Genomic DNA, 24121 nt, shown 5'->3' on the forward strand with positions numbered 1-24121 from the left:
TTGGGTCGGAGGGGTCAAAACTTGTGTCTACAGGCTGTGGCCCGCTGCTGGCCTTGCCGCAGGATGATACACGCCCGCTGCGCCAACAGGTGTTTGAACAGGTCCGCGCGAACGGGCAGATGCCGCGCATGGATGTGGCGCGCAAGCTCAACATCAGCCCCGGGTCGGTGACCACCATCACCTCTGATCTGATCGCGCGCGGTCTGCTGCAAGAGGTAGAGGACAGCCAGCGCGGCCCCAGCCGTGGCCGCCCGCCCATTGCCCTGCGGGTCGCCCCGCAAAGCCGTTTCGTCGTGGGCATGAAGCTGTCGGACGAACGCCATACCGCGGTATTGCTGGACCTTGCCGGCACGATCATCGCCGAGGCCCATGTCGCCAGTGCGTCGCTGCGGCAGTCTACCGAAGATATGTTGACCGAAGTCAGTTCCCTCATGGACAGGCTGTTGCAGAAATCGGGGCGCGTGATGTCCGACATCAGCGCCGTGGGAATCGGCCTGCCCGGGCTGGTGGATGCGAGCCTCGGGATCGTGAAATGGTCGCCGGTGATGCTGGACACGGATATGCCGCTGCGCGATCTGCTGTCGAAAACGCTGGGGCTGCCTGTGTCCTTGGACAATGACACCAACCTGCTGACGCTGGCCGAACTGTGGTTCGGGGCCGGTCGGGGGATTTCGAACTTTGCCGTGGTGACCATTGAACGCGGCGTCGGCATGGGGCTGGTGCTGAACAACCGGCTGTTCCGCGGCGCCCTTGGCCCGGGGATGGAGCTGGGCCACACCAAGGTGCAGCTGGACGGCGCCCTGTGCCGTTGCGGGCAGCGCGGCTGTCTTGAGGCCTATGTCGCCGATTACGCCATTATCCGCGAGGCAGGCACCGCGTTTGAACGCGACCCGCGCGCCGAAAGCTCTGCCGTGTCGATGATCGAAACCCTGTATGACGAAGCGAACGCAGGCAACGAGGCCGCGCTGGCGATCTTTAACCGCGCCGGACGGTTCCTGAGCGTCGGGCTTGCCAATATCGTGCAGTTGTTTGACCCCGAACGGATCATTCTCAGCGGCGAACGGATGCGCTATGACTATCTGAACGTTGACGATGTGCTAAACGAGATGAACTCTATGATCCTACCCGCAGGCCGCGCGCCGACCCCTGTCGATATCCACGCTTGGGGCGGGTCCGTCTGGGCGAAAGGGGCCGCCGCATTGGCCTTGTCCGATGTGACCGACGCCCTGCTGGGGGAGAATGCTGCGTGATCCATCGTTTGATGGCGGCAGCCTGTGTTTTTGCCTCTGCTGCCCATGCCGATCCGTTGTTTCAGGACATCAGCGCGGGCCTGCCCGACCACCATTATACCGGCGGGTGGGAACATTTTGTCGGCGGCGGTGTGTCGGCGTTTGACTGTTCGGGCGACGGGCTGCCCGATCTGATCGCCGCAGGTGGCACTGCACCGCTATTGCTGCTCAAAAACGTCTCTGACTCGGGGGAAATCGCCTTTGAACGGGCTGTGATCGACCCCGAGATTACGGGGGCCACGGGGGCCTATCCTGTCGATATGAACGGTGACGGGCTGCTTGATCTATATGTCATGCGCGTTGGGCCGGACCGCGTGCTTCAGGGCGGCGCGGACTGCCAGTTCACCGATGTGACAGAGGCATGGGGCATCCCGCAAACCGATCAATGGACCACCGCCTTCACCGCCTGGTGGGAGGATGGCGCATCCTTTCCCACGCTTGCTATCGGCCATTATGTTGACCGCGCCAATCCCGACGGGCCGTTTGGCGCCTGTGATACCAACACGCTGCTCAGGCCCAAGGGCGGCACCGCGCCCCGATATACCGCGCAAGAGCTGTCGCCGGGGTATTGCGCCCTCTCGATGCTTGCCGCAGAGGATGCGCGCGGGCTCAAATCGCTGCGAATCTCCAATGATAGACACTATTATGTCTCCGGCGGGGCGGAGCAGATGTGGGATATCGCTGAACAGCGGTTCCTGACCGAAGCGGATGGCTGGGCCAAAGTCTCGCTTTGGGGGATGGGGATCGCCAGCCGTGACCTGACCGGCGACCAACGAGACGAGCTGATGCTCACCTCTATGGGGGACCAGCTGATGCAGGTGGCGCAAGCCGACGGCAGCTATCGCGGCGCGCCCTATGACATCGGCACCTATGCGCAGCGCCCCTATGTGCCCGGCGATGGCCGCCCGTCTACCGGATGGCACGCCAGTTTCGCCGATGTGAACAACGATGGCCGCGCCGATCTGTTTATCGCCAAGGGTAATGTCGACCAGATGCCCGGCATGGCGATGCGCGATCCGAATAACCTGTTGATCCAAGGGGCCGATGGCCGCTTTACCGAGGTTGGTGACACCGCAGGTGTGGCCGATATCGCGCGGTCACGGGGGGCGGCCCTAGCGGATTTTGATGGCGACGGGCTGCTGGATCTTGCCGTGGTGAACCGGCGCGCGCCGATGCGTATGTATCGCAATGTGACGCCCGAGGCAGGCCGCTTTGTGCGCATCGCGGTGCGGGGCGCGGGCGGCAATCGCTTTGCCGTGGGGGCGCGGGTGATCGTGACGGTGGGCGACGCCGTGCAAAGCCAGCAGATCACCCTTGGCGGCGGTCATGCGGGGGCGGTGCTGGCACCGCAGCATTTCGGCATCGGCGACGCTGCAGAAGCAACGGTGCAGGTCCGCTGGCCAGACGGCACGCAAAGCGACCCCATGCGCGTGACAGCAGGCGATCAGATCACGGTCACGCAGCCCGATTGATCAGGGCGCACCGCCCACGGCCAGACCACTTGGCACCGTGTCAGGGATACCCAAGCGCCCCGACAGCGCCTGCGGGTCATCCAGACTGCGCAAGAAAGACACTAACGCGGCGATATCACCGGGATTCAGCCCTTTGGGCGCGCGGATCATCGCGGCTTGGGTGATGGCATCGCGGGCGGCGGGGTCGTCCATCTCGCGCCAGTCATCCCCGTCCAGCGGCGGCAGGCGCACCCCGTTCCTGTCAGCCGCGCCGGGGGCAAAGCGTTTCGCCGCGCGGGCCGGATCCATATGATCGCGCAAGAACTTCTCTATCTGGCTGTGCCCGCCCGCATGCCCCCAAGGGCCGGTCTGCATCACATTGCGCAGGGACGGCGTGCGAAAGGCATAGGCATCGGCCCCATTGCCGGTCACCCCCATGCGCCCCGTATCGCGGGTGTGGGTTTCAAACACGGCCGCCTTGCCGGGGCCAAGCTGCGGTGCCCCCATCGCGTGAAAACTATGGTCGGTCTGGAACGCCCCCGCGTGGCAGGTGCTACAGCCCGCCTCGCCATAAAACAGCGCCATGCCCTTTTGCGCATCGGCGTCCAACGGGGCTGACCGATCGCGCAGATAGGCATCAAAGGCAGAGCTGTCTGACCGCCATTCATGGGCCACAAAGACGGCAATCGCGTTTGAAATATCGGTAAATCCGATGTCGTCGGGCGTGGTGATATGATCATAGACCGATTGGAACCGCTGCGCATAGTCGGGCAGACCCGCCACCCGTCGCGCCAGAATATCCCACGCCCCGCCCTGCGCCGTGATCAGACCCTGACGCACGGCTTTGGCAACGTCATTCTCCATGTTCTGGCCGGCCATCTCGTCGGGGCTGAGCACCGGAAACATGGTTTGCGCCGACAGCAATGACGCAAAACCGTCAAGCATATCGTCGTCCAGCGGCGTGCGGAAACCGGACGGCATGTCGGCGTCAACCTCGATCCGGCCATCGTGGAACAGCACGGTGAATTCCTTTGCGCCCAGATTGAACAAGGCAGGCGAATTGCGCGGGATGCGGTGGGGCGGCATGTTGTCGGGATCCCCGCGCCGTTCCAGCCCCAGCCCGACCCCACCTTCGCCCAGACCCAGTGACACGCCATCGCTGGTGGCAAAATCAGGATGGTGACAGGTGGCGCAGGCGATATTGCGGTTGCCCGACAGGATCGGATCGTAAAACAGCAATTGCCCGAGGATCGCCTCGTCCAGATCAACGGGCGCAAAGCTGGCCGGATCAACGGGGTCGGGCAGCGGACCCGCGGCGCCAGGAAACGGCGCAAGACAAAGGGCGAAAGCGGTGGCGAGGGCGGTCTTCATCCTCGCAGTTTTGCGGAAAAACCGCTTCGGTACAAGCGTTTGACGCGGGGCGATCCGCAATCAAGACATGCCGAAAACCGCACAGACCAACGCAGGCGGGAAAAATTTCTTTTGCGCGCGTCAAAACCGCTTTAGGGTCTGAAACAAGGCCGGAAACATCGGTCAAATCAACGGTTGGAGACCACGAATGGGCAAAAGAGATGAATGGATCGCGAAATATGCCGACGATCTGCAAACGAAATGCGGCATGACGCCAGATATGGACCTGCTGACGAAAGTGACCATCGGTTGCGGTCCGTCGATCTATAACGCTGACGCGCAGACCATCGCCGCGTCGCAGGAAAGCGAGCTTGAGCTGGTCAAGAACAACTTCCTCATCAAAAAGCTTGGTCTCTCGGATAGCCCCGAGCTGATGGACGGTATCCACAAGGCCGTAGAGACTTACGGCAAATCCGAGCGGAACAAATACCGCGCGGTGGTCTACTATATGCTGACCAAACACTTCGGCAAAGAATCCGTTTACGCGTAAACCTGACGCTGTCGAACTGAAAACGCCCGCTTGGTTCAGCGGGCGTTTTTATGTCTAAAGCGCGTGTCTAAAGCGTATAGTAGGCTCTAGGGTTTGGTGTTTCCCAAGGCGCAGATCGCGCTCCATTGCTCTGCTGTGACAGGCTGGACAGACAGCCGCGGGCTTTTGACCAGCGGCATATCATCGAACCGGCCATCGGCCTTGATATCGTCCAGCGTCACCGGTTTTTCAAACGGGCGCACGGCTTTGATATCGACACATTCCCAGCGTGCGTCCTCGGTCGAGCTATCGGGATGCGCGGCGGCGCAGACCTCGACAATGCCGACAATCGCGCGCTCGCCTTGCGAATGGTAGAAGAACCCCAGATCGCCAACCGCCATCTCGCGCATGAAGTTGCGCGCCTGATAGTTGCGCACGCCGTCCCATTCCTCGCCCGCGTCCCCCTTGGCGACCTGATCCGGCCAGCCCCAGGTCGAGGGTTCGGATTTGAACAGCCAGTAGGCCATTATCCGATCACCCGGTTCCACGGGATCAGTTGCACATCGGCGAACAACCCGGCCTTGGCATAGGGGTCATTGTCGGCCCAATCCTGTGCCGCGGCTTTGTCGGCGACATCCAGAATGACCAAAGACCCGATCATATCGCCGGCATCATCCAGCAGCGGACCGGCCTGGGCAACGACGCCCGTGGATTTCAGATACTCCACATGGGCGGGGCGGTTTTCCTGACGCACGGAAAGCGCGCCAGCTTTGTCTTTGGCAATAAGGGCAACCAGCATGTTATTCTTCCTTTAAAGGGCGGGTCAAAAGCGCTTTCATCGCGCTTGCTACATCTAAGCGGTTCTCGACCAGACCTGCAACGGCGGCGGTGATCGGCAGATCCAGCCCGTTGTCATGGGCCAGCGCATCGACCGCCCGCGCGGTGGCGGCACCTTCGACGGTGGTGGCGCTGTCAAAGGGCTCCCCCCGGCCCAGGGCCAGCCCCAGCCGGTAGTTCCGCGATTGGGTCGAGGTGCAGGTCAGCGTCAGATCGCCAAAACCGGACAGGCCCGCCAAGGTCACCGGATCCGCGTGGTGATGCGCGGCAAGCCGCTGCATTTCGGCAAAGCCACGGGTCATCACGGCGGCGCGGGCGCTTTCGCCCAGGCCCGCGCCGATTGCGGCACCGCAGGCGATGGCCACCACGTTTTTCAACGCGCCCCCCAGTTCCGCACCCACGGTATCAGAGGTGCGGTAAAGACGCAGGTTTGCCGTTGTTAGGCTCTGTTGTAGGGTCGCGCAGGTGGTTTTATCGGCGCAAGCAAGGGTCAGTGCCGTGGGAAGCCCCCGTGCAATATCCGCGGCAAAGCTTGGCCCCGTGAGGATCGCGGCGGTCGCATGGGGCAGCACCTCGCGGATCACGGCGACAGGGCCAAGGCCGGTGTTCAGCTCGATCCCCTTGCAACAGGCGACGATGGTCTTGCCGTCCAGCGCGGCAGCGTGATCGCGCAGAAACCCGCGCAGTTTTTGCATCGGAACAGCGGCGAGCAAGGTCTGCGCCTTGGCGGCCTCTGCCAGATCCTCGGTCACGAACAGGCCCTCGGGCAGCGGGCAACCGGGCAGGCGGGCGGTGTTTTCGCGGCTTTGCCCCATGCCCTGTGCATCCCGCGCCCATAGCGTCACCGCGCCCTTACCCGCCAAAGAGATCGCCAACGCAGTGCCAAAGGCACCGGCCCCCAGAACGGCAATGCTCATGCTTTCGCTCCTTTTTTGCCGCTGCCCAACATGGCGGGCTGGCTTGTGTCCAGCGGCCAACGCGGGCGGGCCGACAGGGTCAGATCATCGGGCGCGCGCAGCTGGCTTTGCTCGATCGCGGCAAAGGCGATCATCGCGGCATTATCGGTGCACAGCGACAGCGGCGGCGCGATAAAGGCGCAGTCTACTTCGGCTGCAACAGTCTCTAACCCGCGGCCTATTGCCTTGTTCGCGGCCACACCACCCGCCACACAAAGGGTGCGCACATCAGGGGCATGGTCCAGATATTTCCGCAAGGCGCGGCGGGTCTTTTCGGCCAGTACATCGGTAACGGCTGCCTGAAAACCGGCAGCCAGATCGGCCTGATCCTGAACGCTCAACCCGCCTTTTTCGTCGATCACCTTGTCCCGCGTGCGCAGCACCGCCGTCTTCAACCCCGAAAAAGACATGTCGCAATCGGGCCGATCCAGCAGCGGGCGCGGCAGGGCAAAGCGTTTGGGGTCGCCCGCCTTGGCCGCTTGTTCAATCGCGGGGCCCCCCGGCTGCGGCAGTGAGATCAGGCGCGCCACCTTGTCAAAAGCCTCGCCCGGGGCGTCGTCGATGGTGCCGCCCAAGCGTTCAAACCGGTCCGGCCCATGCACCAGCAGGAACTGGCAATGCCCGCCGGACACCAGCAACATCAGGTAGGGATAGGGCACATCATCGGTCAGCCGTGGCGTCAGCGCATGGCCCGCCAGATGGTTCACGCCATAAAGCGGCTTGCCCGTCGCGGCTGACAGCCCCTTCGCGCACATCACGCCCGACAGCACGCCGCCGATCAGCCCCGGTCCCGCGGTCACGGCGAAACCGTCAACATCCGCCAAGGTCAGCGCGGCCTCGGCCAGCGCCTTTTCGACACAAAGGTCAAGCTTTTCTGCGTGGGCGCGGGCGGCGATTTCGGGGACGACACCGCCGAAAGAGGCATGAAGCTCGGTCTGCCCCACAACGACGGAGGACAGCACGAGGGCGCGTTGCCCCGGCAGCTGACGCACCAGCGCGGCGGCGGTATCATCGCAGCTGCTTTCCAATCCAAGAAGTAACATGGCTGTTTCCGTTGCAAGGGTGACAGGGGCCAAGTAACACCTTGGGGCAGGTGGAACAATCCTTGGGGCCCAAGCGTCAGATGACAAAACCAGCGTTGATCCTGACCCGCCCCGCGCCCGCCTGCGCGGCGTTTGCGGCCAGCCTGCCGGCTGCGCTGCTGTCGCGGGTGCGGTTGGTGACCAGCCCGTTACTGCAAATCCGACCGACCGCCGTACCTGTTGATCTGGGCGGCATCGGCGGGGTGATCTTTACCTCGGCCAATGGCGTGGCGCATGGCCCGAAGGGCGGCACCCTGCCGGCCTATTGTGTGGGCGAGGCGACGGCGCAGGCGGCTGCGGCCAAGGGCTGGCATGTTGCGTGTCACGCCCCCGATGCTGCGCATTTGCTCCCGATGATCAAGGCACATCGCCCCGCGGCGCCCCTGCTGCATTTGCGCGGCACGCATCAGCGCGGGGATATTGCCGAACGGTTAACGCAGGCCGGTCTGCCGACACGCGCTGTGGTGCTTTATGACCAGCGGGCGCTGCCTCTGACGCGTGACGCCCAAGCCGCGCTGGCAGATGGCCCGTCGATCGTGCCGCTGTTTTCCCCGCGCACCGCCGCGCAATTCGCCGATCAGGCATGTGAAACGCGGCGGGCTACCATCATCGCGCTGAGCCCCGCCGTGGCCGAGGCGCTGGACCGCACAGTGGTTCAGCAGATACTCATCGCCCCAGAACCAACCGCCACGTCACTGCGTTTTACGCTTGAAACTGCGGTGGATTGGAACAGGTTAGCTTGAAGGTCGACCTAGATGCCGTCTAAGGTTGTGCAATACGTCTGATATCAGGTCAGAATCGGAAAGGTTTTTAAGCGTGGCGAAAGCGAAAACACCCAGTTCAGGTGACGACACCCCGAAGACATCTTCGACATCAAGGGCGTCTGCTGCCGCCGCCAAGCCGAAGACCACAGCCAAGAAAACCGGATCGTCCACCGCGACAAAACCGGCTGGGTCAACGGCGAAGCCATCAACGGCCAAGCCCAAGCCTGCGGCCAAGACATCCGCTGCAAGCGCGGCGAGCGCCGACAAAACCGCGACGGGTAAAGCAAGCGATGACAAAGCGAGTGCCAAACCCGAAAGCGTGAAAACCACCGACACCGCATCGACCGCCTCGAAAGCAAGCGACGCCAAAGAAGCAACGACACCCGCCGTGAAAACGGGGGGCAGTGATACAGCGGCCAAGGCAGCTACGCCCGCGACCGCCTCGACGTCTGCCAAACCCGAGACGAAGCCGAGCGACGCGAAATCCGATACAAAGCCCGATGCGAAAGATGTAAAGCCGGACACGGCCTCTGATAAACCGGCGACACCCGCGTCCAAGCCCGCGACGTCAACCGCATCGACCACATCAGCGAAACCGGCCACGCCGACCAAGACGCCGCCCCCCGTCACGCCTGTGGCAGAGCCTGAAAAGCGCGGTAGTGTCTTTTGGCCGATGCTGTTCGGCGGGATCATCGCGGGCGGGATCGGCTTTGCCGTGGCGGAATATGATCTGCTGGAACAGGCGGGCCTGCGCCCTGCGGACACGTCGCAATCAAACCTGACCGACACGATCGCCGCGCAAGAAGCACGGATCAAGGCGCTGGAAGAGACAGACCCGGCCCCCGCGCCCACCGATGACGCCGCCCTGCAAGAGGTTCAGGCGCTGGTGGCCGAACTGGCCACCCGTGTGGATGATCTGGGCAACCGCCCCGCGGCAGAGGCTCCGGCCCCCGTCGATACGTCAGCCTTTGAAGAGGAACTGGCGGCGCTGCAATCCTCGGTCGAGACGCAGCGCGATGAAATTCAACGTCTGCTCGACAATGCGCTCAGCGTTGAAGAAGCGACGGCGCAAGCCGCACAGGCCGCGACGTTGCAATCCGCCTTGGGCCGGATCGTCTCTGCCGTCACAACGGGCCAGCCCTTCGAGGCAGAGATCGCCGATCTGCAAGCCAATGGTATTCAGGATGTCCCGCCGGCCCTTGCCGATACGGCGGCGACGGGCGTTGTCACCGCGGCCAATCTTCAGGACCGTTTCCCCGATGCGGCACGGGCATCGCTTGCCGCGGCACGTGCGGCCTCGCCTGACGTGGACGGGGGCGGCATTGGCGGCTTCTTCAAGCAGCAGTTGGGGGCGCGGTCGGTTGCACCGCGTGACGGGGATGACCCCGACGCGATCCTGTCCCGCGCCGAAGCCGCAATGCGCGACGGGCGTCTGGCCGACGCGCTGGCAGAGGTGAAAGCCCTGCCGCCCGAAGCCCAAGAGCCCCTGTCTGAATGGCTCTCTGATGCGCAAGCGCGCCACGACGCCCAAGACGCCGTACAGACATTGACACAACGCCTGACGGCGAACTGAGGAACCTGATTTATGCTTTGGTCACTGATAAAGATCGTTGTGTTCGTTGCGGTGATTGCCGCCATCACTTGGGGCGCATCGTTCTTGCTGGAAAGCTCGGGCGGGTTGCAGGTCACCGTGATGGGCACCGAATACAGCTTTGGCCCGCTGCAATCCGTGATCGCCGTGGTCCTGCTGGTTGTCGCGGTCTGGATCATGCTCAAGATCTTTGCGCTGCTGGTTGCGGTCTGGCATTTCCTGAACGGCGACGAAACCGCGCTGTCGCGCTATTTCGACCGGAACCGCGAACGCAAAGGCTACGAGGCGCTCTCCGAAGGGCTTATGGCGCTGGCCAGCGGCGAAGGGCGTCTGGCGATGGCCAAGGCCGCAAAGGCGGATAAATACCTTGAACGTCCTGACCTGACCAATTTGCTGATCGCGCAGGCTGCGGAAATGGCGGGCGACCGTCGCAAGGCGGAAGAGACTTATCGCAAGCTGGTCACCAACGAACGCACCCGTTTTGTCGGTGTGCGCGGGATCATGAAACAGAAGCTGGCCGAAGGCGACACGGAAACCGCGCTGAAGCTGGCCGAGAAAGCCTTTGCCATCAAACCGAAACACGCCGAAACCGGTGATGTGCTGCTGAAACTACAGGCCGAGAAAGAAGATTGGGCCGGTGCGCGCCAAACGCTGAACACCAAGCTCAAGAACGGCCAGATGCCGCGTGATGTGCATAAACGTCGCGATGCCGTGCTCGCCCTGTCCGAGGCGAAAGACGTCATTGCCGAAGGGAACAGCATCGAAGCCCGCGAGGCCGCGATCGAGGCGAACCGCCTGTCCCCCGATCTGATCCCCGCAGCCGTGATGGCGGCACATGGTTATATCGATCAGGGCAAACCGAAATATGCGGCCCGCGTGCTGAAAAAAGCGTGGGACGTACAACCGCACCCCGATCTGGCCGGTGCCTTCGCCGCGATCCAGCCGGACGAGACCCCGAAAGAGCGGCTCAAGCGGTTTACCACGCTGACCCGCGTGCAGCCCGACCACCCCGAGACCAAGATGCTTCTGGCAGAGCTGAACATCGCCGCCGAAGATTTCCCGCAAGCGCGCCGGTCCTTGGGGGATCTGGTCGAAACCGACCCGACCGCACGTTCGGTCACCTTGATGGCGGCCATCGAACGGGGCGAGGGGGCCTCTGATACCATCGTCAAAGGTTGGCTGGCACGGGCGCTGACCGTATCGCGCGGCCCTCAGTGGATTTGTGACAACTGCCAACATATCCACGCGAGCTGGAAGCCGATCTGCGAAAACTGCCACAGCTTCGATACGCTGGCGTGGAAAACCCCGCCCATGTCCGAAGTTGCCATGCCCGGCGGTGTGCAGATGCTGCCGCTGATCGTCGGCGCACTAGAGGATAACTCGGGCGCGGATGCCAAGCCGCCTGTCGCCACCCGCGCCGATATCGAGGATGCAGAGCTGATCGACGACACCCCCGCAGGCACCGTCGATCCGGTTGAAAAACCAGCGACCCAGCCCGAGAAATAGCGCAGGGCCCAAAGGTGAACGAAAACAAAGGCCGGCACGTATTGTGTCGGCCTTTTGCGTTGCAGCTTATGTCTAACCTGCCTTTTGGTGTCTTATCGGATGACGGGGCCGCCGCAGGGGCGTATGTCTGTGACACGACTATTGCAAAGGATATGCCCCATGCCCGCTGATGATTTTGTATTCCCCCCCGCGCCGCAGGCCAGTCTGGCTGTGCAGGGCACCGACGCCCGTTTTCCCATGCGCCGCATCTTCTGCGTGGGTCGCAACTACGAGGCGCACGCCCGCGAGATGGGCAAAGATCCGACGCGTGAGGCTCCGTTCTTTTTCACCAAACCCGCCGATGCGGCGCTGGATACGCCATGCACCATCCCCTATCCGCCCCAGACAGAGGATCTGCACCACGAGATCGAGCTGGTGATCGCCATTGGCAAAGGCGGGCGCAACATCGCGGAAGCCGACGTGATGGATCACGTCTGGGGGGCTTCGGTCGGGATCGACCTGACCCGCCGTGACCTGCAGGCAGAGGCGAAGAAAGCCGGTCGGCCATGGGATTGGGGCAAGGCCTTTGACAACTCCGCCCCGATTGCCGCGCTGAAACCCATCGCCGATGTACCGTCTGTGGAACAGGGGCGCATCTGGCTTGCCGTGAACGGTGAGGTGCGGCAGGACGCCGATCTGGCCGATCTGATCTGGTCAGTGCGCGAACATGTGGCGATCTTGTCGCAATCTATGGCGCTGGCCCCGGGGGATATCATCATGACGGGCACACCGGCCGGCGTCGCCGCCCTTGTTGAAGGGGATGTCGTGACCGGCGGCGTTGACGGGATCGCGACGCTTGAGGTGACGATAGGCCCGCGCGTCTGAGCCCCAGCATCGCCCCGCGACAAAAGCGCCCGTTGAAATCACGGGGGCGCCCCCTAGGTTATAGGATGATTCATACATATGGGAAATCGCAATGAAACATCTCTATAGCGCTCTACTGGCCACCGTGATCGCGGTTCCGGCCCTGGCAGACAGCCATAGCATGGGTGACGCAGACGCCGGCGAAAAGCAGTTCGGCAAATGCAAAGCCTGCCACATGATCGTGGACGACGCTGGCGAAACCTTCCAGCGGGGCGGCAAGGTCGGTCCGAACCTTTACGGGATCATCGGCAAGCAGGCCGGCACCGTCGAAGACTATCGCTATGGCGATGATCTGGTTGCCGCTGGCGAAGCCGGTCTGGTCTGGGACGAAGCCAATATGGCCGAATACCTGCAGAACCCCACCGATTTCCTGCGCACCACACTGGATGACAAGAAAGCCCGTTCGAAAATGTCGTTCAGAATGCGCAAAGGCGGCGAAGATGTTGCGGCCTATCTCGCGACGTTCTCTCCCGAAGCCGAGGCCGCAGCAGACGCGCCCATGGCCGACGATGCAGAGGCCGAGAAAACCGAATAAGCGGCTCTAACCCGCCTGATTGGCCCGCGTTTCCAGAGGGGAGCGCGGGCTTTTTTATGCCCTTAGCTGTTCAGATCAGACCAGCAGGGCAGCAGATCGCCCGCCGCCGGCGTCGCGTGATAGGCCGCCCGCGCAATTGCCCGCGCCAGACACAGTGACGCGGCATGGCCGATCAGCGGCAGAATGCTCTCGGCAACCTCATGCGCGCCGGTGCTCAGGCCAAAGACCAGATCACCGTCATAGGGGGTGTGCGCAGGCACCGTAGCCCGCCCGATCCCGTCATGGGCCGCAACGGACATCCGCTGGCATTGCGCCTTTGTCAGGGTCGCATCCGTCGCGACAATCGCGATCGTCGTATTTTCGCGCGGGGACATCGACGCCATCTTGCGGCTTTCCATCGTCATCCCTAGCCCCGTCGCCGGGTCAGGGCCCATGCCGCCGAACTCTGCATCCACCTCGAAGGGGGCGGCGTAGAAGTGACGGTCACCCGGCGTGGTGACGGCCCCCACCGGATTGGCCGCGACCAACGCGCCGACCATTGTGCCATCCGGCAGTTGCAGTGACGCGGACCCCAGCCCGCCTTTCACCATCGCGCTCAGCGCGCCGGTGCCCGCACCGATGGTGCCGAGCGTGAAATCTTCAGCCGCGGCGTCATAGGCCGCACGGCCCAAGGCGCGGTAGGGGTTCTCTGCCCAGGTCTTGTCACCGCCGTTCAGCAGGTCAAACAGGATCGCCCCCGGCACCAGCGGGATCGTCGCATCGCCCAGCCGAAACCCGCGCCCCGCCGCGCGCAGCCCGTCCACCACGCCCGAACAGGCATCCAGCCCATAGGCCGACCCGCCCGACAGCACCAACGCATCCACCGCGGCGACCGATTTATCGGGGGCGAGCAGATCCGTCTCGCGCGTGCCGGGGGCACCGCCCATCACATGGACAGAGGCGGTAAAGGGGTCATCCGCCAGCAGCACCGTCGTGCCGGATTTCAGCGCATCGTCCTGCGCGTTTCCCACCCGAAGGCCGGGCACATCGGTGATCAGGTTTCTGGGTCCGGGTTTCATAGGGCAGGGCCTTTGGTTGGTGCGGGACGCTCCGCGGGGAGTTTATTTGGCAAAATGAAGCAGGGGCATCACAGATCCGGCAAACGGGGCGCGGCGGCGAGGAGCTTTTGCGTGTAAGGGTGTTGCGGGCGATCAAAGACGTCGGCGGTGGTGCCTTGTTCAACGATCTGCCCCGATTTCATGACCAGCACCCGATCCGTGACCGTGCGCACCACGGACAGATCATGGGAGATAAAGAGATAGGTCAGGTCATAGGCGCTGCAAAGCGCGGCCAGAAGATCAAGGATCTGCGCCCGAACCGAGACATCGAGCGCGCTCACCGCCTCGTCAAAGAGGATGAGGTCGGGGCGGACGATCAGGGCGCGGGCGATGGCAATGCGCTGGCGCTGCCCGCCTGAAAATTCGTGGATGTATTTGGTCGCATCTTCCGGCGACAGCCCCACGGCGGTCAGCGCATCGGCGATGGCATCGCTGAGGGCGCGGCCCTTGGGCGGGTCGGGCAGCAGGTGGAACGGTTCGGTGATCAACCGGTCCACGCGGTGGCGCGGGTTGAAGCTGCCGAAGGGATCCTGGAACACCACCTGCATTTTGCGCCGTACGGCAAGATCGGGTTTGCTGCCGCTATAGACCGCTGCACCGTCCAGCGTGATACTGCCCGATTGCACCGGTTCCAGACCCAAAAGCGCCCGCGTCAGGGTCGATTTCCCGCAGCCGCTTTCACCGACGAGGCCCAGGCGTTCGCCCCGTTGCAGGGTGAAGGACACGTTATCGACGGCGCGGAACCGACCCGGTTTGCCGAACAGCGTCTTGCGTGGCAGGGCGTAATCGCGGCTCACGTTTTCCACCTTTAGCAGCGGTTGCGGAGGCGGGGCAGCAGGCAGGGCGACCGCATGGGTCGAGGCGGCAAACAGCATCCGCGTATAGGGGTGGCGCATGGTGTGCAGCAGGGCCTTTGTGTGCCCCTGTTCGACGATCTCTCCCTTGCGCATGACGATGATGCGGTCGGCCATATCGGCGACCACCGCCAGATCATGGGTGATCATCAGCAGCCCCATCCCGTCATCCCGCGCTAGCGATTTCAGCAGATCAAGGATCTGCGCCTGGGTCGTGACATCCAGCGCGGTGGTCGGTTCATCGGCGATCAGCAAGCGCGGCCGCAGCGCGATCGCCATCGCGATCACCACCCGTTGGCGTTGCCCGCCCGACAGCTCGTGCGGGTAGCTGGACAGGGGAAAGCGGTCATTTGGCAGGCCGACCCGCTCAAGCGTCTCGGCGGCTTGGCGGGCCGCGGCGTGACGTGACACGGTTTTGTCGTGGATACGGATGGTTTCCGCCACTTGATGGCCGATGGTCTGCACCGGGTTCAGCGCCGTCATCGGTTCCTGAAACACCATGCCGATGTCATTGCCGCGGATCGCGCAAAGCTCGGCTTCAGGCAGGGCCAGCAGGTCTTGATCGCCCAGCATGATATGACCGCGCGCCTGCGTCCCCTTGGGCAGCAGTTGCATCGCCGCCAGCGCGGTCATGGATTTGCCCGAGCCGCTTTCGCCGGTGACGGCCACGATCTCTCCGGCGTCGACAGAGAGGGTCACACCCTGCAGGATATTGAACCGGTGGATCGCCACCGACAGGTTGGTGATGCTAAGCAAGCTCATATCCGGCGCACCCGCAACCGCGGGTCCAGCGCATCGCGCAGCCCGTCGCCCATCAGGTTCAGCCCCAGCACCGTCAGAATGATCGCGAACCCCGGCACCAGCGCCATATGCGGTGCGATGCTGACCATGGTCTGCGCATCTGCCAGCATCCGGCCCCAAGAGGGCGTCGGCGGCTGCGCGCCCAGCCCGACATAGGACAGCCCTGCCTCGGCCAGAATGCCGAGGCTGAACTGGATCGTCCCCTGCACGATCAACAGATTGGTCACATTGGGCAGGATATGTTCGACCGAGATCCGCGCCGCCGATTTACCAGCGACCCGCGCGGCGAGGATGAACTCGCGCTCCCACAGGCTAAGCGCGGCACCACGGGTGATGCGCGCAAAGACGGGAATGTTGAAGATGCCGATGGCGATGATCGCGTTCACCGCGCTGGCCCCGAAGATCGCCGTGATCAGGATCGCGATCACCAGTGAAGGGAAGGCAAAGACCAGATCGTTGCCGCGCATGATGATCTCGTCCACCAGCGACCCGCGTTTGGCTGCCGCCCACAGACCAAGCGGCACGCCAAGGCCCATGCCGATGCCCACCGCCACCAGCGCCACGGCGATAGAGGTGCGCGCGCCGACCATGATCATGCTCAGGATATCGCGGCCAAAGTGATCGGTGCCCAGCAGATGCGCGCCGCCGACCCCTTGCAGCTTGTTCGGGATATCCATCGCCGTATGGGAAAACGGCGTCCAGACAAAGGATACAAGCGCGGACAGCAGAAAGACCGAGGTCAGCAGCGCGCCAAGGATCAGGTTCCGGTTCATGCGCGCGCCCTCAGACGCGGGTCAACCGCCGCATAGGCCAGATCCACAAGGAAGTTCACCACAATGACCGAGAAGACCAGCAGCATGACCACGGATTCCACCACGATCAGATCCCGCGCCGAAATGGATTGAAACACCAGCCGTCCAAGCCCCGGCAGATAGAACACCTGTTCAATGATGATCGACCCCGCCAGCAGGAACGAAAACTGCAGCCCGATGATCGTCAGCACAGGGATCAGCGCATTGCGTAACCCGTGCCGCCACAGCGCTTGTCTTTCGGTCAGCCCTTTGGCGCGGGCGCTGCGCATATAGTCTTCGCCCAAGACATCCAGCAGCGCAGACCGCATGACCCGCGCCAGAATGGCCGCCTGGGGCAGGGCCAGTGCGATGGCGGGCAGGGTCAGGGCGTGCAGCCCCGTCAGCACACCCTGATCCCAGCCGATAAAACCGCCGGCGGCGAACCAGCGCAGGTTGATGGCGAATATCAGCACAAGGATCATCGCGAACCAGAAATTGGGCACCGCGACCCCCAGTTGTGTGGCCCCCATCACCCCCATATCACCGGCTTTGCCACGCCGCGCCGCTGCATAGATCCCGGCGGGAAAGGCGATCAACGTGGACAGCCCTAGCGCGTACAGCGCCAGCGGCAGGGACACCCAAAGCCGCGCGGCGATCATCTCGGACACGGGGGTGCGGTAGGTATAGGAGGTGCCGAAATCCCCCTGCAGCAGCCCGCCGACCCAAGCCAGATAGCGCGCCGGTTTCGATGCATCGAGCCCAAGTTCACTGCGCAAAGCGGCAAGCGTTTCAGGCTGCGCATTCATCCCCAGCATAAAAGAGGCCGGGTCACCGGGGGCAACTTCGATAACGGTAAAGATCACCAGCGACGCAACAGCCAGGCTGATACAGAGCGAAAGCAAACGTTTGAGCGTGTACTGGATCATGCGGCCGAAGGTAGGCGCGCAAATCAACAGCGTCCAGCGCAGAAAAACCTTTTTAAGGCGAGCGGGTTACCCGTCGCTCTCTTTTTGGTGAAGCGATTAGTTTTGTGACATGGGAACCAATTCGCGCTGCCCGGGGTTGGGTATGCAGAAACGAGAAATTAGGAGCTTAACAATGACCAATACATTTAAAACACTCGCCATCGCCGCCCTTATGGGTACCGTATCCGCACCAGCATTTGCTGCCGCACATGCCAGCCCTTCGATGACATGCGCCGAATTTAACGAGCTGTCGAAAGACGACCAAATGATGGTGGCTTCCGCTGCGATCGCAGAGATTGACGACGGTGCGAACGGCGGTTCCATCGGTGGTAGCGAACGTGACGAAGACACAACAACTACAGTAACAGCTGCCGAAGCGACTGACGACGAATCCGAAACAGACTCGATCGTTGACGAAAACTCGGCCAACGCACCAACCGGTGGTAACACTGCTGAATCCAACATGACAGCAGAGCCAATGGACGAAGCCGCGATGGAACAGTTCATGGTTGTATGTAACCAGAACCTTGACGCCACCGTAGGTGAGGCCGCTGCTGGTCTGCCAGGCGACAAATAAGACTTAACCCTTTAGGGTTTTGCGGGCGGGTGCAGAAATGCGCCCGCCTTTTTCGTGCGATACACCCTACGATACACTGACTATACCGCGTTTTAGGGTCAGGCGCGGGCTTCTGCCGTTGTCACTGTGTTACGGGTCCGAATTGCCTTGGTCGCCTGTTGCCGGGCCAGATCAGCGCTTGCTTGCAGGATCAGGCGCGAGGGGGCCTTGCCCTTGCCGCGCGCAGGCAAGCCGTGCTGGTTCAACACCTGTTTCTTTTTCAGGAACACGCGTGCTGTGGGGCCATAGACCTTGGCGACTTCTTCGCGGTTGACGCGCCCTGTGCCCAAGGCGGGAAGTACCTTGGAGAATGCCGCGCGATGCGGTTTGCTCATCTGGTCCAGCGCCATCGGGCCGGGGTAGAAGCTTTCCGACGGGACGTTCTCGGCAAAGATCACCTGATGGTCGTCGAACATCAGGTGAACGTAGGTGACCGATTTCTTGCCCTTGGCGATGCGCACGCCTTTGGCCGCGTCGGCAAGATGTTTGGCGCGGGCAAAGCTATCGCCGCTCTGGCCGACCAAAACACCATGTTGCTGCGAGACCAAGAGATCCCGTTCGGCACCGAAAGTGCCACGTTTGATCAGCACGGGATGCAGATGTGATCCCTTTTGCATTTGTCCGGCATCGTAAGACCGCGTGTTGATCCAGCGTATTTTCTGCGGGCCGTTGTCCATTGTGGTGACAAGATCGCCGACACGCAGGTCTTCGACCAAGACATCCCCGCGCGGCGTGCGGATGGCGGTGCCTTTGCCAAAGCAGACAACGCCGGTGTTGTCATAGGTAAAGTGCTGCGCCTGCACGCCGATGAACTTGAGCGACCCATCCTCGAACTTGGAATTATAGGTGTAATCCGTGGTCTCGAAGTTGGACTGATCCAGAATGCCATTGTCTTCATAGTCAGCGCGCAGATCGAAAATCTTGTCGTAATAGCCGCTTAGATCAATGAAGTCATTATTGGTGGTGTCGTCGTCATCCAGCGGGCCGGTATTGCCCGCGTTGAAATCGGTGATCGTGTCGTGACCGCCGGAGTAGACGAATACGTCATCGCCGTCGCCGCCTGTCAGCTGGTCGTCGCCCTGACCGCCGTCCAGCGTATCATTGCCGTCGCCCCCGATCAGGGTATCGCGGCCAGCGTCGCCATGCAGATTGTCATTGCCACCGCCGCCGTCGATTGAATCATCGCCGTCGCCGCCGGACAAGCTGTTGTCCTGTGTCCCGCGCGCGGTGATGGTGTTGTCTTTGCTGTCGCCCTTGACCGACGCGGCAGAGTTCTCGAGCGCGACGTTTTCAAAGTTCAGCAGATCGCCACGGTCGTTCCCTGCGTGGTCCAGCCGGCTGGCGGCAAGATCGACGGTGTGATCCGCCCCCAGCCCGCTGCCCGCGACATAGGTATCGATGCCATCGCCCGCGTCGATGACGGAGTTCGCGTCGTCCGCTGTGGTGCCCGCCTCGCGGATGATCCGGTCGTCGCCCGTCCCGGCGTCGATGTCATAGGCACCATCACCAACCTTGATCGTGTCATCGCCTGCACCGGTATCAACCGCAACTCCGCCAATGCTGGCATCCACATAATCCGATGAATTGGTCAGAACCAGCTTTTCAATCTCGGTGAAGGAAACGCTGTTGGGCCCTTCGGTCGCGGTGCCCGCCTCTGTGCCGGTATAGGTGACAGAGACACCTTTGCTTAGCGCGTCGAAGGTGACGACATCATAGTCCTTGCCGCCTTCGCCACCGGCGATTTTGTCGGTGCCGAAATCATCTTCCATGACAAACAGATCGGCGTCATCCCCGCCCGACATGGCATCATTGCCAGTGCCGCCCGCGATCGTATCGTGGCCGGTGCCACCCTCGATCCGGTCGTCACCGCTGCCGCCGGACAGGCTGTCATTGTCCGCCCCACCAGAAAGGCTATCATTCCCACCGTCGCCATAGATCGTATCGTTGCCAGCCCCACCGTCCAGCGTATCATTGCCCGCATCGGTCGCGCTGATGGTCGACATCTTGAGGTCGCCAACACGGATCGCGTGGCCGGTATCATCGGGGTCGTGGTTGTTATACTCGATCTCGATCCGCGAAACGGGGCCCGCGATATCGACCTGCAGGAAACCCGTCTTGGCATTGGTCGTGCCCCGCCCCGCATCCGTGCTGATGGCACGGCCGGTTTCGTCGTTCACATCCAGCGTATCGCTATTGCCCGCCGTCAGATTGACAGGGATAAGATTGCCGTCGGCGTCATAGGCCCGCACGATGACTTCATCCACGAAGCCATAGGCCTGATCGATGTCGAAAATACCGAAGGTGACATTGCTCACCTCGTCCGACACGCCGCTGTCCAGCGACGAGAAGTCGATGCTCATCTTCGCGGTATTCGGGTCCGACCCCGCCGCACCGCCAAGGATACGGATCGACGAACTGTCGCTTAGTTCGTTGTAGTCATACAGCGGGTCGTTCCGCTCCATCGTGGCAGAGCGGAAGTTCTCCCCCTGATCCACGGACATCGTGACCTGGATATTGCCGGACGAGGTGACCCCGGTGATGCCACCCGTGACGCTAACGCCGTCCTCGATGTTCTGGTTGGCCCAGGAAAACGTGGTTTCTTCGGTGGTGTCGGCGTCGCCGTGGATGCGGTCGTCGCCGTCATTGCCTGCGATATAGTCATTTCCCGCGCCGCCCAAAATCGTGTCATCGCCCGACCCGGCCGAGATTTTGTCGTTGCCTGCGCCCAGCTTTACCGCGTTGCCGCTGTTGTCCACCTCGTCCGCTTGCGCGTCCGTCGATCCCACACGCATGGAATCATCACCCGACGTCCCATCAACGGTGCCATCCGGCGCAACATAGTCGGCATCGACGCGGCTGGCGTACATCATCGACTCGTTTGATGAGACAGTGTTGAACGTGATGGAGTCGATGGGCCCCGCCTCAAGCGCGGATTGGTAATCGGAGGAGCTGGCAGCCGGCGCAAGAAACAGGTCGCCGTTGGTGGATTGGAAGACAATCGCCGTCACGGTCGCCTGGGAACCATCGGCGTAGGTCAGCGTCGCGGCATAGGACGCGATGGCGTCAAAGTTCTGGCTGTTGCCATCGTCGATGCGGAAGGTATCAGACCCGTTTTCCCCACTGTTATCAGTAGAGTATGTGCCGCGGGCAGTATTTCCATACCCCCGCGCCCCCGGAGAGAAGGATTTGATGTTGTTGTAAAGCGGGCTGTTGGCACCCCCAAAGGTTTCCCCCTCCAGCGAGCTTGCGTTTTCGCTGATCTGGTTTCCCTCGGTCGTATCGATACGACCGACATTCCCAAGGTAGAAAACGTTAAATCTGGTTGCCATTGTTACAGCCCTCAACATCTTTGAACCGGTGGCAGGCTTGTGGCCCGCGTCCTGTGTATTGTTGTGGGTACGGGGACAATGTGGCGTCACTTTGACCGGAAACAAAAACAATGTGGCCATGTTTCTATGCTTTTGATCGAAACAATACACAGTCTGGTAAGGTTCAACGCCAAGCGCACAGCGCGGAAACGCGGGGGCAGGGCCTATGCGCCGCGATGTGATCAAATGGTTTAAAATGCCGGGTATTTAGAGGTGTGACCGAAGTGCACGGTAAAAGCGGCGTGAACTTGCAGCGGCCATAGAGGGGGCTTGCTGAAGGTTGACCGCAGAGGTTTTGCCCTAGTCTACTGAAAATAATCGAGTTTATCTGTCTCCCCCCCCTCGGGGCTGACCTCTGTCTTGGTTTAAACCCATCGGGCAACAGGGCGCCCCTGACCGTGTACCGCGCGGCCATGCAGACTCCGCGCCTCAATTCCGCCGCATGAATGCCGCCGCAGCGCCTCAAGCCTCTGTCGAAGGTGAATGCACCCCAGCATCCCCGCCGGGTTCATCAACCAAAGGAGCTTTCCGTGCCACATCATGCCCCCCCTGAGCCCAAGACCGGCCTTTGGCACATTACCGGTGCCGCGATGGCCGCGATGTTCTGCTTGTTTGCGCTGCTTGGGGGATGGGCCGCGACAACACAGATTTCGGGGGCGGTGATCGCGACGGGGCAGATCGATGTGGCGGGTAAGCCCAAGGTGATCCAGACGGTGGATGGCGGCGTGTTGGCGGAATTGCCGGTTCAGAACGGGGATATCGTCAAGGCGGGGCAGGTCTTGGCGCGATTTGATGCCACGATCTTGCAAATTGACCTGCGCATGGCGCGCGCCCGTCTGGCCGAGGCAGCGGGCCTGCGCGCCCGTCTGGAGGCAGAGCGTGACGAAAGCCCCGCCCCCCGTTTCGATGCCATTGATCTGCCAGCAAAAATCGGCGCGCTGGATATGACGCAAGCGCAGGCAGGGCAGGCCGCAATATTCGAGGCGCGGGCCCAGATGCGCGCGGGAATGCGCGCCCGTATGGCCAGTGATCTTGCCGATGTCGAAACCCAGGCCACCGGCCTCAACGGTCAAATCTCTGCGCTGGAACAACAACTTGCCATCCTCACGACAGAGCTGCGCAGCCTCACGCGCTTGGTTGAAAAGGGGCTGGCCCCGCAGGTCCGTTTGTCGCAACTACAGTCCACGCGGGCCGGTTTGCGCGGTGACCTTGCCGCGCGGCGGGCGGATCTGGCGCGGTTGATCCACCAACGCTGGACGCTCAAGCTGGAAAGCCTGCAAGCCGATCGCCGGTTTCAGGAACAGGTCGCGTTGCAACTGCGCGAGGTCACTGCCGAAGTTCAGGAACTGACCCTATCGATCCTCACCCGCCAAGCGCAGCTTGACCGTATTGCCCTTCGGGCTCCCGTCGACGGGATGGTGCACGAACTGCGCGCCACGACCGTTGGCGCGGTTGTCGGGGCGGGTGCGATCTTGATGGATATCGTGCCGCAGCAGTCAAAGTTCGAATTCGAGGTGCAGGTCGATCCGCGCTCGATCAATCTGGTACGCTATGATCAGCCCGCCACCCTCGTGCTCACCGCCTTTGACCCGCACACGACCCCGCAACTGACCGGCAGCGTTTACAGCATCTCTCCGCAAGTGGTGGTGGACCCGCGCAATGGCGACAGCTTTTATCGGGTCATTCTGGATATCCCCCGTACCGAGCTGGACCGTCTGCCAGCCTCCGTCCGTTTGGTCCCCGGCATGCCGATAGAGGCGTTTTTGAAGACCAAAGACAGGACCGTGTTGAGTTATCTGGCAGAGCCTATCAGCAGCCAGCTGCGCCGGGGGTTCCGCGGCTCCTGAGACCTCGACGTTAGCGAAATCTTTACCATCTTCCCGTCTTAAGAGGGGATGAACACACCGTCCGCCCCGCCCGGCATCACTGTCGTGATCCCCCATCTCAACCAACACAACGCCCTTGCGCGTTGCCTTGCCGCGCTGGACGCCGGAACGCGGAAGCCAGCCGAGGTGATCGTCGTCGACAATGGCTCCGCCCGGTCACCGCAAGGAGTTGTTAACGATTACCCATGGGTATCCCTGATCCACCAGCCGATCCCCGGCCCCGGCCCCGCACGTAACTTTGGCGCGGCGCGGGCACAGGGCGATGTGCTTGCCTTTCTCGACGCCGATTGCCTGCCCGACGCGCATTGGCTGGCGCATATTGCCGCGCATATGGCGCGCGACCCCCATAGGATCCTTGGCGGTGATGTCCGTATCGATCGTAAAGGGCGCAGGCTGGACCCCGCGACCGCATATCAAGCGGTTTTTGCTTATCGGATGGACCGCTACATCGCGCAGCAGGGGTTCACGGGGACGGGAAATCTGATCGTGCATCGCAAGGTGTTCGACGCGGTCGGCCCGTTCAAGGGCCTCCACCATGCCGAGGACCGCGACTGGGGCCAGCGCGCCATCTTTGCCGGATATCGCATAGGCTTCGCCGCCGATCTGCTTGTCTATCACCCGCCGCATACGGCGACGGGCCTGCGGCTGAAATGGGACAGGCAGCTTGCCCATGACTGGGCGCGATGTACCGGCCCTGGCGGCCGGATCCGGTGGGCGATAAAGGCGCTGCTGCTTATTCCGTCTCCGCTCTGCGCTGTGGCAGAGGTCGCGACCAGCCCCCGCATCAAGGGCGCGTGCAACCGTGTGATGGCGTTGATCGGACTGACGTCTATCCGGCTTTACCGCGCGCGACGGATGCTGTCGCTGCTACGGGGCCATGACCCCGAACGGCTTTTGCACCGGTGGAACCGCATTGACCTGCCCTGACATCAGATGCGCGACATGGGGTG

22 protein-coding genes are annotated in these 24121 nt (G+C 62.4%); 11 read left to right on the plus strand and 11 right to left on the minus strand.

Annotation, left to right across the window (positions count from 1 at the left end; all coding sequences use genetic code 11):
• The first annotated feature begins 23 nt into the window (after positions 1-23).
• Positions 24-1250 (plus strand): ROK family protein, encoded by a 1227-nt coding sequence (locus IV89_RS01975; protein ID WP_037942862.1) that lies wholly within the window; start codon positions 24-26, stop codon positions 1248-1250.
• A gap of 11 nt (positions 1251-1261) precedes the next feature.
• The gene (locus IV89_RS01980) at positions 1262-2761 is read left to right on the plus strand and encodes a CRTAC1 family protein (RefSeq protein WP_037942473.1); all 1500 of its coding nucleotides are present in this window, start codon (positions 1262-1264) and stop codon (positions 2759-2761) included.
• On the opposite strand, the gene IV89_RS01985 is transcribed toward IV89_RS01980, so the two are convergent.
• Positions 2762-4111, minus strand: coding sequence for a cytochrome c peroxidase (locus IV89_RS01985; protein WP_037942474.1), 1350 nt, complete (start codon positions 4109-4111; stop codon positions 2762-2764).
• A 187-nt stretch (positions 4112-4298) separates the two neighbouring features.
• On the opposite strand from IV89_RS01985, the gene IV89_RS01990 reads away from it, so the two are divergent.
• The gene (locus IV89_RS01990) at positions 4299-4640 is read left to right on the plus strand and encodes a DUF2853 family protein (RefSeq protein ID WP_005850691.1); all 342 of its coding nucleotides are present in this window, start codon (positions 4299-4301) and stop codon (positions 4638-4640) included.
• A gap of 86 nt (positions 4641-4726) precedes the next feature.
• Here IV89_RS01990 and IV89_RS01995 read toward each other — a convergent pair whose 3' ends face one another.
• The 4 genes from IV89_RS01995 to tsaD are packed head-to-tail and all read right to left on the minus strand — an operon-like array spanning position 4727 to position 7455.
• On the minus strand, positions 4727-5146 hold the full coding sequence (locus tag IV89_RS01995; RefSeq protein WP_037942475.1) for an EVE domain-containing protein: 420 nt from the start codon (positions 5144-5146) through the stop codon (positions 4727-4729).
• The gene (locus IV89_RS02000) at positions 5146-5418 is read right to left on the minus strand and encodes a YciI family protein (RefSeq protein ID WP_005850688.1); all 273 of its coding nucleotides are present in this window, start codon (positions 5416-5418) and stop codon (positions 5146-5148) included. The genes IV89_RS01995 and IV89_RS02000 overlap by 1 nt, the downstream gene beginning before the upstream one ends.
• A gap of 1 nt (position 5419) precedes the next feature.
• The gene (locus IV89_RS02005) at positions 5420-6373 is read right to left on the minus strand and encodes an NAD(P)H-dependent glycerol-3-phosphate dehydrogenase (protein ID WP_037942477.1); all 954 of its coding nucleotides are present in this window, start codon (positions 6371-6373) and stop codon (positions 5420-5422) included.
• Positions 6370-7455, minus strand: coding sequence for a tRNA (adenosine(37)-N6)-threonylcarbamoyltransferase complex transferase subunit TsaD (gene tsaD, locus IV89_RS02010; RefSeq protein WP_037942479.1), 1086 nt, complete (start codon positions 7453-7455; stop codon positions 6370-6372). The genes IV89_RS02005 and tsaD overlap by 4 nt, the downstream gene beginning before the upstream one ends.
• A gap of 80 nt (positions 7456-7535) precedes the next feature.
• On the opposite strand from tsaD, the gene IV89_RS02015 reads away from it, so the two are divergent.
• Positions 7536-8237 carry a uroporphyrinogen-III synthase gene (locus tag IV89_RS02015; RefSeq protein WP_235183722.1) on the plus strand — a complete coding sequence of 234 codons (702 nt, stop codon included), beginning with the start codon at positions 7536-7538 and terminating at the stop codon, positions 8235-8237.
• Here the strand turns inward: IV89_RS02015 and IV89_RS02020 are convergent.
• The gene (locus IV89_RS02020) at positions 8229-8951 is read right to left on the minus strand and encodes a hypothetical protein (RefSeq protein WP_235183723.1); all 723 of its coding nucleotides are present in this window, start codon (positions 8949-8951) and stop codon (positions 8229-8231) included. The genes IV89_RS02015 and IV89_RS02020 overlap by 9 nt on opposite strands.
• Between IV89_RS02020 and IV89_RS02025 the strand changes: the two genes are divergently transcribed.
• The 4 genes from IV89_RS02025 to IV89_RS02040 all read left to right on the plus strand — a co-directional run bounded on the left by IV89_RS02025 (position 8932) and on the right by IV89_RS02040 (position 12793).
• Complete coding sequence (locus IV89_RS02025) at positions 8932-9831, plus strand: mitofilin family membrane protein (protein ID WP_037942864.1); 900 nt, start codon at positions 8932-8934, stop codon at positions 9829-9831. The two genes, IV89_RS02020 and IV89_RS02025, sit on opposite strands and share 20 nt — an antisense overlap.
• A gap of 12 nt (positions 9832-9843) precedes the next feature.
• Complete coding sequence (locus IV89_RS02030) at positions 9844-11355, plus strand: heme biosynthesis HemY N-terminal domain-containing protein (protein ID WP_037942483.1); 1512 nt, start codon at positions 9844-9846, stop codon at positions 11353-11355.
• Between the two features lie 159 nt (positions 11356-11514).
• Positions 11515-12219, plus strand: a complete 705-nt coding sequence (locus IV89_RS02035; protein ID WP_037942484.1) for a fumarylacetoacetate hydrolase family protein — start codon at positions 11515-11517, stop codon at positions 12217-12219.
• A 91-nt stretch (positions 12220-12310) separates the two neighbouring features.
• Positions 12311-12793 (plus strand): hypothetical protein, encoded by a 483-nt coding sequence (locus IV89_RS02040; RefSeq protein ID WP_005850674.1) that lies wholly within the window; start codon positions 12311-12313, stop codon positions 12791-12793.
• 62 nt (positions 12794-12855) lie between these two features.
• On the opposite strand, the gene IV89_RS02045 is transcribed toward IV89_RS02040, so the two are convergent.
• The 4 genes from IV89_RS02045 to IV89_RS02060 form a co-directional block, all read right to left on the minus strand.
• Complete coding sequence (locus tag IV89_RS02045) at positions 12856-13851, minus strand: P1 family peptidase (RefSeq protein ID WP_037942487.1); 996 nt, start codon at positions 13849-13851, stop codon at positions 12856-12858.
• 68 nt (positions 13852-13919) lie between these two features.
• Positions 13920-15506, minus strand: a complete 1587-nt coding sequence (locus tag IV89_RS02050) for an ABC transporter ATP-binding protein (protein ID WP_037942490.1) — start codon at positions 15504-15506, stop codon at positions 13920-13922.
• Complete coding sequence (locus IV89_RS02055) at positions 15503-16318, minus strand: ABC transporter permease (protein ID WP_037942493.1); 816 nt, start codon at positions 16316-16318, stop codon at positions 15503-15505. The genes IV89_RS02050 and IV89_RS02055 overlap by 4 nt, the downstream gene beginning before the upstream one ends.
• Positions 16315-17262: an ABC transporter permease gene (locus tag IV89_RS02060; protein WP_037942865.1), complete on the minus strand. Its 948-nt coding sequence runs from the start codon at positions 17260-17262 to the stop codon at positions 16315-16317. The genes IV89_RS02055 and IV89_RS02060 overlap by 4 nt, the downstream gene beginning before the upstream one ends.
• A 172-nt stretch (positions 17263-17434) precedes the next feature.
• Here IV89_RS02060 and IV89_RS02065 point away from each other — a divergent pair, with 172 nt between their 5' ends.
• Complete coding sequence (locus tag IV89_RS02065) at positions 17435-17878, plus strand: hypothetical protein (protein WP_037942494.1); 444 nt, start codon at positions 17435-17437, stop codon at positions 17876-17878.
• Between the two features lie 98 nt (positions 17879-17976).
• Here IV89_RS02065 and IV89_RS02070 read toward each other — a convergent pair whose 3' ends face one another.
• Positions 17977-21246 carry a Hint domain-containing protein gene (locus IV89_RS02070; protein ID WP_037942496.1) on the minus strand — a complete coding sequence of 1090 codons (3270 nt, stop codon included), beginning with the start codon at positions 21244-21246 and terminating at the stop codon, positions 17977-17979.
• A gap of 569 nt (positions 21247-21815) precedes the next feature.
• Here IV89_RS02070 and IV89_RS02075 point away from each other — a divergent pair.
• Complete coding sequence (locus IV89_RS02075) at positions 21816-23132, plus strand: HlyD family type I secretion periplasmic adaptor subunit (RefSeq protein ID WP_235183724.1); 1317 nt, start codon at positions 21816-21818, stop codon at positions 23130-23132.
• Between the two features lie 48 nt (positions 23133-23180).
• Positions 23181-24098, plus strand: coding sequence for a glycosyltransferase family A protein (locus IV89_RS02080; RefSeq protein ID WP_037942498.1), 918 nt, complete (start codon positions 23181-23183; stop codon positions 24096-24098).
• Positions 24099-24121 lie beyond the last annotated feature (23 nt).

The sequence above is a fragment of the Sulfitobacter sp. CB2047 genome, from assembly GCF_000735125.2.
Classification (GTDB): Bacteria; Pseudomonadota; Alphaproteobacteria; order Rhodobacterales; family Rhodobacteraceae; genus Sulfitobacter; species Sulfitobacter pontiacus.

Bases quoted from the DNA above. Each gene is read 5' to 3' on its own strand.
- IV89_RS01980 (WP_037942473.1), top strand. From the start codon at position 1,262: ATGGCGGCAGCCTGTGTTTTTGCCTCTGCTGCCCATGCCGATCCGTTG.
- IV89_RS01985 (WP_037942474.1), bottom strand. From the start codon at position 4,111: ATGAAGACCGCCCTCGCCACCGCTTTCGCCCTTTGTCTTGCGCCGTTT.
- IV89_RS01990 (WP_005850691.1), top strand. From the start codon at position 4,299: ATGGGCAAAAGAGATGAATGGATCGCGAAATATGCCGACGATCTGCAA.
- IV89_RS01995 (WP_037942475.1), bottom strand. From the start codon at position 5,146: ATGGCCTACTGGCTGTTCAAATCCGAACCCTCGACCTGGGGCTGGCCG.
- IV89_RS02000 (WP_005850688.1), bottom strand. From the start codon at position 5,418: ATGCTGGTTGCCCTTATTGCCAAAGACAAAGCTGGCGCGCTTTCCGTG.
- IV89_RS02005 (WP_037942477.1), bottom strand. From the start codon at position 6,373: ATGAGCATTGCCGTTCTGGGGGCCGGTGCCTTTGGCACTGCGTTGGCG.
- tsaD (WP_037942479.1), bottom strand. From the start codon at position 7,455: ATGTTACTTCTTGGATTGGAAAGCAGCTGCGATGATACCGCCGCCGCG.
- IV89_RS02015 (WP_235183722.1), top strand. From the start codon at position 7,536: ATGACAAAACCAGCGTTGATCCTGACCCGCCCCGCGCCCGCCTGCGCG.
- IV89_RS02025 (WP_037942864.1), top strand. From the start codon at position 8,932: ATGCTGTTCGGCGGGATCATCGCGGGCGGGATCGGCTTTGCCGTGGCG.
- IV89_RS02020 (WP_235183723.1), bottom strand. From the start codon at position 8,951: ATGATCCCGCCGAACAGCATCGGCCAAAAGACACTACCGCGCTTTTCA.
- IV89_RS02030 (WP_037942483.1), top strand. From the start codon at position 9,844: ATGCTTTGGTCACTGATAAAGATCGTTGTGTTCGTTGCGGTGATTGCC.
- IV89_RS02035 (WP_037942484.1), top strand. From the start codon at position 11,515: ATGCCCGCTGATGATTTTGTATTCCCCCCCGCGCCGCAGGCCAGTCTG.
- IV89_RS02040 (WP_005850674.1), top strand. From the start codon at position 12,311: ATGAAACATCTCTATAGCGCTCTACTGGCCACCGTGATCGCGGTTCCG.
- IV89_RS02045 (WP_037942487.1), bottom strand. From the start codon at position 13,851: ATGAAACCCGGACCCAGAAACCTGATCACCGATGTGCCCGGCCTTCGG.
- IV89_RS02050 (WP_037942490.1), bottom strand. From the start codon at position 15,506: ATGAGCTTGCTTAGCATCACCAACCTGTCGGTGGCGATCCACCGGTTC.
- IV89_RS02055 (WP_037942493.1), bottom strand. From the start codon at position 16,318: ATGAACCGGAACCTGATCCTTGGCGCGCTGCTGACCTCGGTCTTTCTG.
- IV89_RS02060 (WP_037942865.1), bottom strand. From the start codon at position 17,262: ATGATCCAGTACACGCTCAAACGTTTGCTTTCGCTCTGTATCAGCCTG.
- IV89_RS02065 (WP_037942494.1), top strand. From the start codon at position 17,435: ATGACCAATACATTTAAAACACTCGCCATCGCCGCCCTTATGGGTACC.
- IV89_RS02070 (WP_037942496.1), bottom strand. From the start codon at position 21,246: ATGGCAACCAGATTTAACGTTTTCTACCTTGGGAATGTCGGTCGTATC.
- IV89_RS02080 (WP_037942498.1), top strand. From the start codon at position 23,181: ATGAACACACCGTCCGCCCCGCCCGGCATCACTGTCGTGATCCCCCAT.